General features: G+C 58.1%; 20 protein-coding genes. All 20 read right to left on the bottom strand.

Annotated elements, in window-relative coordinates:
* Positions 1-11: 11 nt before the first annotated feature.
* On the bottom strand, positions 12-404 hold the full coding sequence (gene rpsH / locus ACSVIK_RS22065) for a 30S ribosomal protein S8 (protein WP_003243915.1): 393 nt from the start codon (positions 402-404) through the stop codon (positions 12-14).
* Between the two features lie 183 nt (positions 405-587).
* On the bottom strand, positions 588-893 hold the full coding sequence (gene rpsN, locus ACSVIK_RS22060) for a 30S ribosomal protein S14 (protein ID WP_003243912.1): 306 nt from the start codon (positions 891-893) through the stop codon (positions 588-590).
* Positions 894-908: 15 nt separating this feature from the next.
* Complete coding sequence (gene rplE / locus ACSVIK_RS22055; protein ID WP_003243911.1) at positions 909-1448, bottom strand: 50S ribosomal protein L5; 540 nt, start codon at positions 1446-1448, stop codon at positions 909-911.
* Positions 1449-1467: 19 nt separating this feature from the next.
* The gene (gene rplX, locus ACSVIK_RS22050) at positions 1468-1782 is read right to left on the bottom strand and encodes a 50S ribosomal protein L24 (RefSeq protein WP_003243909.1); all 315 of its coding nucleotides are present in this window, start codon (positions 1780-1782) and stop codon (positions 1468-1470) included.
* Between the two features lie 11 nt (positions 1783-1793).
* A complete protein-coding gene (gene rplN / locus ACSVIK_RS22045) occupies positions 1794-2162 on the bottom strand; it encodes a 50S ribosomal protein L14 (RefSeq protein ID WP_003243907.1) in 369 nt (122 codons plus the stop codon).
* Positions 2163-2185: 23 nt separating this feature from the next.
* Complete coding sequence (gene rpsQ, locus ACSVIK_RS22040; RefSeq protein ID WP_268181164.1) at positions 2186-2452, bottom strand: 30S ribosomal protein S17; 267 nt, start codon at positions 2450-2452, stop codon at positions 2186-2188.
* Between the two features lie 2 nt (positions 2453-2454).
* A complete protein-coding gene (gene rpmC, locus ACSVIK_RS22035; RefSeq protein ID WP_159973767.1) occupies positions 2455-2646 on the bottom strand; it encodes a 50S ribosomal protein L29 in 192 nt (63 codons plus the stop codon).
* Complete coding sequence (rplP, locus tag ACSVIK_RS22030) at positions 2646-3059, bottom strand: 50S ribosomal protein L16 (protein ID WP_003243901.1); 414 nt, start codon at positions 3057-3059, stop codon at positions 2646-2648. Before rplP ends, rpmC begins: the two co-directional genes overlap by 1 nt.
* A gap of 12 nt (positions 3060-3071) precedes the next feature.
* A complete protein-coding gene (gene rpsC, locus ACSVIK_RS22025; protein WP_003243898.1) occupies positions 3072-3758 on the bottom strand; it encodes a 30S ribosomal protein S3 in 687 nt (228 codons plus the stop codon).
* Between the two features lie 13 nt (positions 3759-3771).
* Positions 3772-4104 carry a 50S ribosomal protein L22 gene (rplV, locus tag ACSVIK_RS22020; RefSeq protein WP_003103908.1) on the bottom strand — a complete coding sequence of 111 codons (333 nt, stop codon included), beginning with the start codon at positions 4102-4104 and terminating at the stop codon, positions 3772-3774.
* Between the two features lie 12 nt (positions 4105-4116).
* On the bottom strand, positions 4117-4392 hold the full coding sequence (gene rpsS / locus ACSVIK_RS22015) for a 30S ribosomal protein S19 (protein ID WP_003243896.1): 276 nt from the start codon (positions 4390-4392) through the stop codon (positions 4117-4119).
* Positions 4393-4408: 16 nt separating this feature from the next.
* Positions 4409-5233: a 50S ribosomal protein L2 gene (gene rplB, locus ACSVIK_RS22010; RefSeq protein WP_442446313.1), complete on the bottom strand. Its 825-nt coding sequence runs from the start codon at positions 5231-5233 to the stop codon at positions 4409-4411.
* Positions 5234-5247: 14 nt separating this feature from the next.
* A complete protein-coding gene (rplW, locus tag ACSVIK_RS22005; protein WP_268181157.1) occupies positions 5248-5547 on the bottom strand; it encodes a 50S ribosomal protein L23 in 300 nt (99 codons plus the stop codon).
* Complete coding sequence (gene rplD, locus ACSVIK_RS22000) at positions 5544-6146, bottom strand: 50S ribosomal protein L4 (RefSeq protein WP_442446312.1); 603 nt, start codon at positions 6144-6146, stop codon at positions 5544-5546. Before rplD ends, rplW begins: the two co-directional genes overlap by 4 nt.
* 14 nt (positions 6147-6160) lie before the next feature.
* The gene (gene rplC / locus ACSVIK_RS21995) at positions 6161-6790 is read right to left on the bottom strand and encodes a 50S ribosomal protein L3 (protein ID WP_268181153.1); all 630 of its coding nucleotides are present in this window, start codon (positions 6788-6790) and stop codon (positions 6161-6163) included.
* Positions 6791-6873: 83 nt separating this feature from the next.
* Positions 6874-7185, bottom strand: coding sequence for a 30S ribosomal protein S10 (gene rpsJ / locus ACSVIK_RS21990; protein ID WP_003243886.1), 312 nt, complete (start codon positions 7183-7185; stop codon positions 6874-6876).
* Between the two features lie 158 nt (positions 7186-7343).
* Positions 7344-8537 (bottom strand): elongation factor Tu, encoded by a 1194-nt coding sequence (tuf, locus tag ACSVIK_RS21985; RefSeq protein ID WP_268181140.1) that lies wholly within the window; start codon positions 8535-8537, stop codon positions 7344-7346.
* Positions 8538-8567: 30 nt separating this feature from the next.
* Positions 8568-10703 carry an elongation factor G gene (gene fusA / locus ACSVIK_RS21980; RefSeq protein WP_442446311.1) on the bottom strand — a complete coding sequence of 712 codons (2136 nt, stop codon included), beginning with the start codon at positions 10701-10703 and terminating at the stop codon, positions 8568-8570.
* A gap of 30 nt (positions 10704-10733) precedes the next feature.
* Complete coding sequence (rpsG, locus tag ACSVIK_RS21975) at positions 10734-11204, bottom strand: 30S ribosomal protein S7 (protein ID WP_009397350.1); 471 nt, start codon at positions 11202-11204, stop codon at positions 10734-10736.
* A 103-nt stretch (positions 11205-11307) separates the two neighbouring features.
* Positions 11308-11679, bottom strand: a complete 372-nt coding sequence (rpsL, locus tag ACSVIK_RS21970) for a 30S ribosomal protein S12 (RefSeq protein WP_004373429.1) — start codon at positions 11677-11679, stop codon at positions 11308-11310.
* Positions 11680-11803: the final 124 nt, after the last annotated feature.

Genomic DNA, 11803 nt, shown 5'->3' with positions numbered 1-11803 from the left:
CTTATCCCCCCTTAGAACACGGTGCAGAGCACTTCGCCGCCGACACCGGCAGCGCGCGCAGCGCGATCCGTCATCACACCTTTGTTGGTGGAGACGATGGAAACACCGAGACCGCCGCGGACCTTCGGCAGGTCATCGACGGATTTGTATTGACGAAGGCCGGGACGGCTCACGCGCTTGACTTCCTCGATGACCGGACGGCCCTCGAAGTACTTCAGCTCGATGGACAACTGCGGCTTGGCTTCGCCATTGACTTCGTAACCCGCAATGTAACCTTCGTCCTTCAGAACCTTGGCTACAGCCACCTTCAGAGTGGAAGACGGCATGCTTACGACGGACTTTTCAGCCATCTGGGCATTACGGATACGAGTTAGCATGTCCGCTAACGGGTCCTGCATACTCATGGGCTAGACGCTCCTGATACAAAAAGAACAGCCAGAAGGCTGTGGGATCATCCAAAAGCTCGGCATGGAAATACCAGGCTCAGGAGAGCCGGACATTCTAGAGACCGATCAAAAATGAATCAAGCCCCAAAAGGGGCTTGATTCGGATAAAACAAAGCCGGCGCTAGCCGGCTCCGTTTCGACTTACCAGCTGGCTTTCACCAGGCCCGGTACGTCACCGCGCATGGCGGCTTCGCGCAGCTTGTTACGCGACAGACCGAACTTGCGGTAAACGCCGTGCGGACGGCCGGTGATGCGGCAGCGGTTACGCAGGCGCGAGGCGCTGGCGTCACGCGGCTGCTTCTGCAGGGCGACCTGGGCTTCCCAACGAGCTTCCGGAGTGGAGTTCGGGTTGGCGATGATCGCTTTCAGCTCGGCACGCTTCTTGGCGTACTTGGCAACCGTCTGCTGACGCTTCAGCTCGCGGTTCTTCATGCTTGTCTTGGCCATTTGTCCAGACTCCGATCAGTTGCGGAACGGGAAGTTGAAAGCACGCAGCAGAGCGCGGCCTTCATCATCGTTACGGGCAGTGGTAGTCAGGGTGATGTCCAGACCACGCAGCGCATCGATCTTGTCGTAATCGATTTCCGGGAAGATGATCTGCTCTTTCACGCCCATGCTGTAGTTGCCGCGGCCGTCGAAGGACTTGGCATTCAGGCCGCGGAAGTCACGTACGCGCGGCAGGGAGATGGACAGCAGACGATCCAGGAACTCGTACATACGCTCGCGACGCAGAGTGACCTTGACGCCAATCGGCCAGCCCTCACGAACCTTGAAACCTGCGATCGACTTGCGGGCATGAGTCACGACGACTTTCTGACCGGTGATCTTCTCGAGGTCGGCAACGGCGTTCTCGATGACTTTCTTGTCACCGATCGCTTCGCCCAGGCCCATGTTCAGGGTGATTTTGGTGATGCGCGGAACTTCCATCACGTTGGCCAGCTTCAGTTCTTCCTTCAGCTTGGGCGCGATTTCCTTCCGGTAAATCTCTTTCAGTCGTGCCATGGTGTTCTACCTATGATTCTCAAGCGCCAACCGGCTTCTGGGTGGACTTGAAGACACGAATTTTCTTGCCGTCTTCGATCTTGAAGCCAACGCGATCAGCCTTGTTGGTTTCAGAGTTGAAGATGGCAACGTTGGAAGCGTGCAGTGGCGCTTCTTTCTCGACGATACCGCCTTGAACGCCCGACATCGGGTTCGGCTTGGTATGACGCTTCACCAGGTTGATGCCACCGACGACCAGACGGTCGTCAGCGAGAACCTTGAGCACCTTACCGCGCTTACCTTTGTCTTTGCCGGCGATCACGATGATCTCGTCGTCACGACGAATCTTTTGCATGTCGGATCTCCTTAAAGCACTTCAGGGGCGAGCGAGACGATCTTCATGAACTTCTCGGAACGCAGTTCACGGGTCACTGGCCCGAAAATACGGGTACCGATCGGCTCTTGCTTGTTGTTCAGCAGAACAGCAGCGTTGCCGTCGAAGCGGATGATCGAACCGTCGGCACGGCGAACGCCGTGACGGGTACGAACGACCACTGCGGTCATGACCTGACCTTTCTTCACCTTGCCGCGCGGAATTGCTTCCTTGACGGTGACCTTGATGATGTCGCCGATGCCGGCATAGCGACGATGCGAGCCGCCCAGCACCTTGATGCACATCACACGACGTGCACCACTGTTGTCAGCCACATCGAGCATGGATTGAGTCTGAATCATAAAATTTCTCCGACCCCTAGCCCTTAGACTTCGACTGCGCGTTCAACGACTTCAACCAGGGCCCAGGACTTGGTCTTGGACTGCGGGCGGGTCTCACGGATGGAGACGAAATCGCCGATCTTGCACTGGTTGTTTTCGTCGTGAGCGTGCAGCTTGGTCGAACGCTTGACGTATTTACCGTAGATCGGGTGCTTGACGCGACGCTCGATCAGAACGGTGATGGTCTTGTCCATCTTGTCGCTGACAACACGGCCGGTCAGCGTACGGACTGTTTTTTCAACTTCGGCCATGATTACTTACCTGCCTGCTGGCTGAGGACAGTCTTGACGCGAGCGATGTCGCGCTTCACTTGCGAGAGCAGGTGAGACTGCCCCAGTTGGCCAGTCGCTTTCTGCATGCGCAGATTGAACTGGTCGCGCAGCAGGCCGAGCAGTTGCTCGTTCAGCTGTTGCGCGCTTTTTTCACGAAGTTCGGTCGCTTTCATCACATCACCGTCCGCTTAACAAAGGTGGTGGCGAGCGGCAGCTTTGCAGCAGCCAGGGCGAAAGCCTCGCGCGCCAACTCTTCGGATACGCCTTCGATCTCGTACAGGACCTTGCCCGGTTGGATCTGGGCTACCCAGTACTCGACGCCACCCTTACCTTTACCCATACGCACCTCGAGAGGCTTCTTGGTAACCGGCTTGTCCGGGAAGACGCGGATCCAGATCTTGCCGCCACGCTTAACGTGACGGGTCAGAGCACGACGAGCGGACTCGATCTGACGAGCGGTGAGACGACCGCGGGCAACGGACTTCAGCGCGAATTCGCCGAAGCTCACTTTGCTACCGCGCTGAGCCAGACCACGGTTGTGGCCGGTCATCTGCTTGCGGAACTTCGTACGCTTTGGTTGCAACATGATGCGTACTCCTTATTTCTTGGCAGCTTTACGAGGAGCGGGCGCTTGCGGCTTCAGCTCTTCAGTGCGGCCACCGATGACCTCACCCTTGAAGATCCAAACCTTGACGCCGATCACACCGTAGGTGGTGTGCGCTTCGTAGGTGGCGTAATCGATATCGGCACGCAGGGTGTGCAGGGGCACACGACCTTCGCGATACCACTCGGTACGGGCGATTTCAGCGCCACCGAGACGACCACTCACCTGGATCTTGATGCCCTTGGCACCAATGCGCATGGCGTTCTGTACGGCGCGCTTCATGGCGCGACGGAACATGACGCGACGCTCCAGCTGCTGAGCTACGCTCTGTGCAACCAGCATACCGTCGAGCTCCGGCTTGCGGATCTCTTCGATGTTGATGTGCACCGGCACACCCATTTGCTTGGTCAGGTCCTGACGCAGCTTCTCAACATCTTCACCTTTCTTGCCGATCACGATGCCGGGACGAGCGGTGTGGATGGTGATGCGTGCGGTTTGCGCCGGACGAGCGATGTCGATACGGCTAACGGACGCGCTTTTTAGTTTGTCTTGCAGGTATGCACGAACCTTCAGGTCGGCATTCAGATAGTCGGCGTAATTGCGACCGTCTGCGTACCAGACCGAGGTGTGATCCTTGACGATTCCCAGGCGGATGCCAACGGGATGTACTTTCTGACCCATCTGATCGACTCCGTTACTTGTCCGCAACCTTGACAGTGATATGGCAAGACCGCTTGACGATGCGATCAGCACGGCCTTTGGCACGCGGCATGATGCGCTTAAGCGAACGCCCTTCGTTGACGAAAACGGTGCTGACCTTCAGGTCATCAACGTCTGCGCCTTCGTTGTGCTCGGCGTTGGCCACGGCCGACTCCAGCACTTTCTTCATGATCTCGGCGGCTTTCTTACTGCTAAAAGCCAGCAGGTTGAGCGCTTCGCCCACCTTCTTCCCGCGGATCTGGTCGGCGACCAGGCGAGCTTTCTGGGCGGAGATGCGAGCGCCCGACAACTTAGCGGCTACTTCCATTTCCAAAACCCCTTAACGCTTGCCTTTCTTGTCGGCAACGTGACCACGATAGGTACGCGTACCGGCAAATTCGCCCAGTTTGTGGCCGACCATGTCTTCGTTCACGAGAACCGGGACATGCTGACGACCGTTATGCACAGCGATGGTCAGACCGACCATCTGCGGCAGGATCATGGAACGACGCGACCAGGTTTTAACCGGCTTGCGATCGTTCTTTTCCACCGCCGCTTCGACCTTCTTCAGTAGGTGAAGATCGATAAAAGGACCTTTTTTCAGAGAACGTGGCACTGTCGTATCCCTCTATTTACTTGCGACGACGGACGATCATGTTGTCGGTGCGCTTGTTAGCACGGGTCTTCGCGCCCTTGGTCGGGAAGCCCCATGGCGACACCGGATGACGACCACCGGAGGTACGACCTTCACCACCACCGTGCGGGTGATCAACCGGGTTCATGGCAACACCACGAACGGTCGGGCGAACGCCACGCCAGCGTTTGGCACCGGCTTTACCCAGCGAACGCAGGCTGTGCTCGGAGTTCGAGACTTCGCCCAGGGTCGCACGGCACTCGGCCAGGACTTTACGCATCTCGCCGGAGCGCAGACGCAGGGTCACATAGGCACCTTCACGGGCGATCAGCTGAGCGGAAGCACCAGCGGAGCGAGCGATCTGAGCACCCTTGCCCGGCTTCAGCTCGATACCGTGAACGGTCGAACCCACCGGAATGTTACGCAGCTGCAGGCTGTTACCGGCCTTGATCGGGGCCATGATGCCCGCAACCAGCTGATCGCCAGCTACCACGCCTTTGGGGGCGATGATGTAGCGACGCTCACCGTCGGCGTACTTCAGCAGAGCGATGTGAGCAGTACGGTTCGGATCGTATTCCACGCGCTCGACGGTGGCAGGGATGCCATCCTTGTCGTTGCGACGGAAGTCGACCAGACGGTAATGCTGCTTGTGACCACCACCGATATGACGGGTGGTGATGCGGCCGTTGTTGTTACGACCACCGGATTTCGACTTCTTCGCCAGCAGCGGAGCATAAGGAGCGCCTTTGTGCAGCTCCTGATTGACCACCTTGACCACAAAACGGCGGCCAGCGGAAGTCGGTTTGCATTTAACGATTGCCATGATGCACCCCTTCCTTACTCAGCACTGCTGGTGAAATCGAGATCTTGGCCCGGCTGAAGGGAGATAACTGCCTTCTTCCAGTCGTTACGCTTGCCCAGACCGCGAGCGGTGCGCTTGCTCTTGCCCAGAACATTCTGGGTAGTGACGCGCTGAACCTTCACGTTGAACAGGCTTTCGACGGCCTTCTTGATTTCCAGCTTGGTCGCATCGGTAGCGACTTTGAAAACGAACTGACCTTGCTTGTCAGCCAGCGTCGTGGCCTTCTCGGAGACGTGCGGGCCAAGCAGCACTTTGAATACGCGTTCCTGGTTCATCCCAGCAGCTCCTCGAATTTCTTCACGGCCGAAACGGTGACCAGCACCTTTTCGTACGCGATCAGGCTGACCGGATCAGAACCCTGGACGTCACGTACGTCGACGTGCGGCAGGTTGCGGGCAGCCAGGTACAGGTTCTCGTCGACGGCATCGGAAACGATCAGTACGTCGTTCAGGCCCAGGCCGTTGAGCTTGCTCAGCAGCGCCTTGGTCTTCGGAGCCTCGACGGCGAAGTCTTCGACCACGACCAGACGATCGGTACGCACCAGCTCAGCAAGGATGGAGCGCAGGGCAGCGCGGTACATCTTCTTGTTCAGCTTTTGCTCGTGGTTGCGGGTGGACGCTGCGAAGGTCACACCACCGCCACGCCAGATCGGACCACGGGTGGTACCGGCACGGGCACGACCGGTGCCCTTCTGACGCCACGGGCGCTTGCCGCCACCGGAAACGTCGGAACGGGACTTCTGGCCTTTGGTGCCCTGACGGCCGCCAGCCATGTAGGCTACGACTGCTTGGTGAACCAGGGTCTCGTTGAACTCGCCACCGAAGGTCGCTTCGGACACTTCGATCGCCTGAGCGCCATTTACATTCAATTGCATCTCAGATTCTCCCCTTACGCCTTGACAGCCGGACGAACGATAACGTCGCCGCCAGTAGCGCCAGGAACGGCACCCTTGACCAGCAGCAGGTTACGCTCGGCGTCTACGCGCACGACTTCCAGGGACTGAACGGTAACGCGCTCGGCACCCAGGTGACCGGACATCTTCTTGCCCTTGAATACGCGACCCGGGGTCTGGCACTGGCCAATGGAACCCGGAACACGGTGGGACACGGAGTTGCCGTGAGTGTTGTCTTGGCCGCGGAAGTTCCAACGCTTGATGGTACCGGCGAAGCCTTTACCTTTGGACTGACCGGTGACATCCACCAGTTGACCAGCTTGGAAAATTTCAGCGTTGATCAGATCGCCGGCCTGGTAGTCGCCTTCTTCAAGACGGAATTCCATGACGGTACGACCTGCCGCGACGTTCGCCTTGGCGAAGTGACCGGCCTGAGCCTTGCTGACACGGGAGGCACGGCGCTCACCGACAGTGACCTGCACTGCGCGGTAGCCATCGGACTCCTCGTTTTTGAACTGGGTGACGCGATTCGGTTCGATCTCGATGACCGTGACCGGAATGGAGACACCTTCTTCGGTGAAAATGCGGGTCATGCCGCACTTACGACCGACTACACCAATAGTCATGTTATAAACCTCATGAGTGTACGGGGCTTTCACCCGCTATGGCCGCCCATTTCAGAGCGTTACACGACTAAAACCGCCAGGTTTTAGCCGAGGCTGATCTGCACTTCCACGCCTGCCGCAAGGTCGAGCTTCATCAGCGCGTCGACGGTTTTGTCCGTCGGCTGAACAATGTCCAGCACACGCTTATGAGTGCGGATTTCGTACTGATCGCGCGCGTCTTTGTTGACGTGCGGGGAAATCAGAACGGTGTACCGCTCCTTACGAGTAGGCAGAGGAATCGGACCACGCACCTGAGCACCAGTACGTTTCGCGGTTTCCACGATTTCCTGGGTAGATTGATCGATCAGGCGATGGTCAAAAGCCTTCAACCGAATACGGATTTGTTGGTTTTGCATTTTGACCTCAGATTCCAAGCTGCTAATCCCCACAGACGGACTACGCCCGTTCAAGGGAGGCGCAATTGTACGGATGCCCCCTGGGGGTGTCAACTTTTAACCAGCTCAATAAAAAAAGGGCCCCGAAGGGCCCTTTTCCTTACCGCGGATCGAGGAGATTACTCGACGATCTTGGCAACCACGCCGGCACCAACGGTACGGCCGCCTTCGCGAATCGCGAAGCGCAGGCCGTCTTCCATGGCGATCGGCTTGATCAGGGTGACAACCATCTTGATGTTGTCGCCCGGCATTACCATCTCAACGCCTTCCGGCAGTTCGCACGAACCGGTCACGTCGGTGGTACGGAAGTAGAACTGCGGACGGTAGCCCTTGAAGAACGGGGTGTGACGACCACCTTCTTCCTTGGACAGGACGTAAACCTCAGCCTCGAACTTGGTGTGCGGCTTGATGGTGCCCGGCTTGGCCAGTACCTGACCACGCTCGACTTCATCACGCTTGGTGCCGCGCAGCAGTACGCCGCAGTTCTCGCCAGCACGACCTTCGTCCAGCAGCTTGCGGAACATTTCCACGCCGGTGCAGGTGGTCTTGGTGGTCGGACGCAGACCGACGATCTCGATCTCTTCCTGAACCTTGACGATACCGCGCTCGACACGACCAGTTACCACGGTACCACGACCGGAGATCGAGAACACGTCTTCAATCGGCATCAGGAACGGCTTGTCGATGGCACGAACCGGCTCAGGGATGTAGGTATCCAGAGTCTCGACCAGCTTCTTGACGGCAGTGGTGCCCAGCTCGTTGTCGTCTTCGCCGTTCAGCGCCATCAGCGCGGAACCGATGATGATCGGGGTGTCGTCGCCCGGGAAGTCGTAGGTGCTCAGCAGGTCGCGAACTTCCATCTCGACCAGTTCCAGCAGCTCGGCGTCGTCAACCATGTCGGCCTTGTTCAGGAACACGACGATGTACGGTACGCCTACCTGACGGGACAGCAGGATGTGCTCACGGGTTTGCGGCATGGGGCCGTCGGCAGCCGAGCAGACCAGGATCGCGCCGTCCATCTGGGCAGCACCGGTGATCATGTTCTTCACGTAGTCGGCGTGGCCCGGGCAGTCAACGTGCGCGTAGTGACGAATATTGGAGTCGTACTCTACGTGCGCGGTGTTGATGGTGATACCACGAGCTTTCTCTTCCGGAGCGCTGTCGATCTTGTCGAAGTCGACCTTGGCCGAACCGAAAACTTCGGAGCAGACGCGGGTCAGAGCAGCGGTCAGAGTGGTCTTACCGTGGTCAACGTGACCGATGGTGCCGACGTTGACGTGCGGTTTGTTACGTTCGAATTTTTCCTTAGCCACGACAGTAAACCTCTTACTTAAAGGGCGGGATTAGCCTTGTTTTTTAACCAGCGCTTCGACGATGTTCGCCGGAGCTTCTGCGTACTTGGAGAATTCCATGGAGTAGCTGGCGCGACCCTGGGACATGGAACGGACGTCGGTAGCGTAACCAAACATCTCGCCCAGCGGAACTTCGGCACGGATAACCTTACCGGATACCGAATCTTCCATACCCTGGATCAGACCACGACGACGGTTCAGGTCACCCATCACGTCACCCATGTAGTCCTCGGGGGTCACCACTTCCACCTTCATGATCGGCTCGAGCACCTTACCACCGCCCTTCTGGGCCAGTTGCTTGGTCGCCATGGAGGCAGCGATCTTGAACGCCATCTCGTTGGAGTCGACGTCGTGGTAGGAACCATCGAACACGGTCGCCTTCAGGCCGATCAGCGGATAGCCGGCAACGACGCCGTTCTTCATCTGCTCTTCGATACCCTTCTGGATCGCCGGGATGTATTCCTTCGGAACCACACCACCTACGACTTCGTTGGTGAACACCAGACCTTCGGTGATGTTGCCCTTGTCGTCCACGTCCGGAGTCGAGAAACGAATCCAGCAGTGACCGAACTGACCGCGACCACCGGACTGACGAACGAACTTGCCTTCGATCTCGACGTTGTCCTTGGTGATGGTTTCACGGTAGGAAACCTGCGGCTTGCCGATGTTGGCCTCGACGTTGAACTCGCGCTTCATGCGGTCAACGAGGATGTCCAGGTGCAGCTCGCCCATACCAGAGATGATGGTCTGGCCAGTCTCTTCGTCGGTCTTGACGCGGAACGACGGGTCTTCCTGAGCGAGTTTGCCCAGAGCGATACCCATCTTCTCCTGGTCAGCCTTGGTTTTCGGCTCAACAGCCACCGAAATCACCGGCTCCGGGAAGTCCATGCGCTCGAGGATGATCGGCTTCTCCGGATCGCACAGGGTTTCACCAGTGGTGACGTCCTTCATGCCGATCAGAGCCGCGATGTCGCCGGCGCGTACTTCTTTGATCTCTTCACGCTGGTTGGCGTGCATCTGCACCATACGACCAACGCGCTCTTTCTTGCCTTTCACGGAGTTGATGACCGACTGGCCCGACTCCAGAACGCCCGAGTAGACACGAACGAAGGTCAGCGTACCAACGAAGGGGTCGGTCGCGATCTTGAACGCCAGAGCCGAGAACGGCTCGTTGTCGTCGGCATGACGCTCGTCTTTCGGCGCGTCGTCGCCCTGCTCGATGTGATCCGGGTGGATACCCTGAATCGCAGGGATCTCGGTCGGAGCCGGCAGGAAGTCGATGACGGCATCGAGAACCAGGGGCACGCCCTTGTTCTTGAACGAGGAACCGCAGACAGCCGGAACGATTTCGCTGGCCAGGGTGCGCATGCGCAGACCGGCTTTGATGTCCTCAGCGGAGAGGTCGCCCTCTTCGAGGTACTTGTTCATCAGCTCTTCGTTGGCTTCGGCAGCAGCCTCGACCATGTTGGAACGCCACTCGTTGGCCAGGTCTACCAGCTCGGCAGGAATCTCTTCCTCACGGTAGGTAGTGCCCTTGTCGTCATCGTTCCAGTAGATGGCCTTCATCTTGATCAGGTCGACCTGACCTTCGAAGTTGTCTTCGGCACCGATGGCGATCTGGATCGGAACCGGGGTGTGACCCAGACGGTTCTTGATCTGACCGACGACGCGCAGGAAGTTGGCACCGGCACGGTCCATCTTGTTCACGTAGACGATACGCGGAACACCGTACTTGTTGGCCTGACGCCATACGGTTTCGGACTGCGGCTCAACGCCCGAAGTACCGCAGAACACCACGACAGCGCCGTCGAGTACGCGCAGGGAGCGCTCTACTTCGATGGTGAAGTCGACGTGACCGGGGGTATCGATGACGTTTACGCGGTACTTGTCGTACTGACGACGCGAACCTTCCCAGAAGGTGGTGATCGCAGCAGAAGTAATGGTGATACCACGCTCCTGCTCCTGAACCATCCAGTCGGTGGTCGCGGCGCCATCATGCACCTCGCCCATCTTGTGGCTCAGGCCTGTGTAGAACAGGATCCGCTCGGTAGTGGTCGTCTTGCCCGCATCGACGTGCGCGCAGATACCGATGTTACGGTAGCGGTTAATTGCTGTATTACGAGCCATAAAGCCCTCGCAAGGTTAGTGGAGCCGGAATTAGAAGCGGTAGTGCGAGAAAGCCTTGTTGGCCTCGGCCATACGGTGCACGTCTTCACGCTTCTTGACAGCAGCGCCTTTGCCTTCAGCAGCATCCAGCAGCTCACCAGCCAGACGCAGAGCCATGGACTTCTCACCGCGCTTGCGCGCGAAGTCCACCAGCCAGCGCATGGCCAGAGCGTTACGACGGGACGGACGAACTTCGACCGGAACCTGGTAGGTAGCACCGCCTACACGGCGGGACTTGACTTCGACCAGCGGAGCGATGGCGTCGAGAGCTTTCTCGAAGATCTCCAGGGGATCGCTGTTCTTGCGCGCCTTGACAGTGTCCAGAGCACCGTAAACGATGCGCTCGGCCACGGCCTTCTTGCCGCTTTCCATCACGTGGTTCATGAATTTGGCGAGGATCTGGCTTCCGTATTTCGGATCGTCCAGGATCTCACGCTTTGCTGCTACACGACGTCTTGGCATTGATAAGCCCTCAAACGGTCTTCAGGTTAGCTCGGGACTCACAGCATCAGCCGGCCCGACCTTACTCTTATCGACTCAACTAGATAAAAAGGATCAAGCGACCTTATTTCGGACGCTTGGTACCGTACTTGGAACGACCCTGCTTACGGTCTTTGACGCCGGAGGTATCCAGCGAACCACGCACGGTGTGGTAGCGCACACCCGGAAGGTCTTTTACACGACCGCCACGGATCAGCACGACGCTGTGCTCTTGCAGGTTGTGGCCTTCACCGCCGATGTACGAAGACACTTCGTAGCCGTTGGTCAGACGCACGCGGCACACTTTACGCAGTGCCGAGTTAGGTTTCTTCGGCGTGGTGGTGTACACGCGGGTGCACACGCCACGACGCTGCGGGCAGTTCTGCAGCGCAGGCACGTCGGATTTCTCGACGATGCGCTTACGCGGCTGACGTACCAGCTGGTTGATAGTTGCCATCTACTAGCTCCACTGTTGTCTTTCGACGCTCACAAATAAAGATGGCAGAGCCAAACGCCCTGCCAAATTTAGGGGTGCATGAGTCTAAAGAGACGCACGCCCCCAGTCAAGGCAAAGCCCCGCT

The sequence above is a fragment of the Pseudomonas sp. NCHU5216 genome (genome assembly GCF_052156495.1).
In the GTDB taxonomy this organism is placed as follows: Bacteria; Pseudomonadota; Gammaproteobacteria; order Pseudomonadales; family Pseudomonadaceae; genus Aquipseudomonas.
Note: the sequence above shows the minus strand (reverse complement) of the source record. Positions and strands in the feature narration are given on the sequence as shown.

Bases quoted from the DNA above. Each gene is read 5' to 3' on its own strand.
- rpsH (WP_003243915.1), bottom strand. From the start codon at position 404: ATGAGTATGCAGGACCCGTTAGCGGACATGCTAACTCGTATCCGTAAT.
- rpsN (WP_003243912.1), bottom strand. From the start codon at position 893: ATGGCCAAGACAAGCATGAAGAACCGCGAGCTGAAGCGTCAGCAGACG.
- rplE (WP_003243911.1), bottom strand. From the start codon at position 1,448: ATGGCACGACTGAAAGAGATTTACCGGAAGGAAATCGCGCCCAAGCTG.
- rplX (WP_003243909.1), bottom strand. From the start codon at position 1,782: ATGCAAAAGATTCGTCGTGACGACGAGATCATCGTGATCGCCGGCAAA.
- rplN (WP_003243907.1), bottom strand. From the start codon at position 2,162: ATGATTCAGACTCAATCCATGCTCGATGTGGCTGACAACAGTGGTGCA.
- rpsQ (WP_268181164.1), bottom strand. From the start codon at position 2,452: ATGGCCGAAGTTGAAAAAACAGTCCGTACGCTGACCGGCCGTGTTGTC.
- rpmC (WP_159973767.1), bottom strand. From the start codon at position 2,646: ATGAAAGCGACCGAACTTCGTGAAAAAAGCGCGCAACAGCTGAACGAG.
- rplP (WP_003243901.1), bottom strand. From the start codon at position 3,059: ATGTTGCAACCAAAGCGTACGAAGTTCCGCAAGCAGATGACCGGCCAC.
- rpsC (WP_003243898.1), bottom strand. From the start codon at position 3,758: ATGGGTCAGAAAGTACATCCCGTTGGCATCCGCCTGGGAATCGTCAAG.
- rplV (WP_003103908.1), bottom strand. From the start codon at position 4,104: ATGGAAGTAGCCGCTAAGTTGTCGGGCGCTCGCATCTCCGCCCAGAAA.
- rplB (WP_442446313.1), bottom strand. From the start codon at position 5,233: ATGGCAATCGTTAAATGCAAACCGACTTCCGCTGGCCGCCGTTTTGTG.
- rplW (WP_268181157.1), bottom strand. From the start codon at position 5,547: ATGAACCAGGAACGCGTATTCAAAGTGCTGCTTGGCCCGCACGTCTCC.
- rplD (WP_442446312.1), bottom strand. From the start codon at position 6,146: ATGCAATTGAATGTAAATGGCGCTCAGGCGATCGAAGTGTCCGAAGCG.
- rplC (WP_268181153.1), bottom strand. From the start codon at position 6,790: ATGACTATTGGTGTAGTCGGTCGTAAGTGCGGCATGACCCGCATTTTC.
- rpsJ (WP_003243886.1), bottom strand. From the start codon at position 7,185: ATGCAAAACCAACAAATCCGTATTCGGTTGAAGGCTTTTGACCATCGC.
- fusA (WP_442446311.1), bottom strand. From the start codon at position 10,703: ATGGCTCGTAATACAGCAATTAACCGCTACCGTAACATCGGTATCTGC.
- rpsG (WP_009397350.1), bottom strand. From the start codon at position 11,204: ATGCCAAGACGTCGTGTAGCAGCAAAGCGTGAGATCCTGGACGATCCG.
- rpsL (WP_004373429.1), bottom strand. From the start codon at position 11,679: ATGGCAACTATCAACCAGCTGGTACGTCAGCCGCGTAAGCGCATCGTC.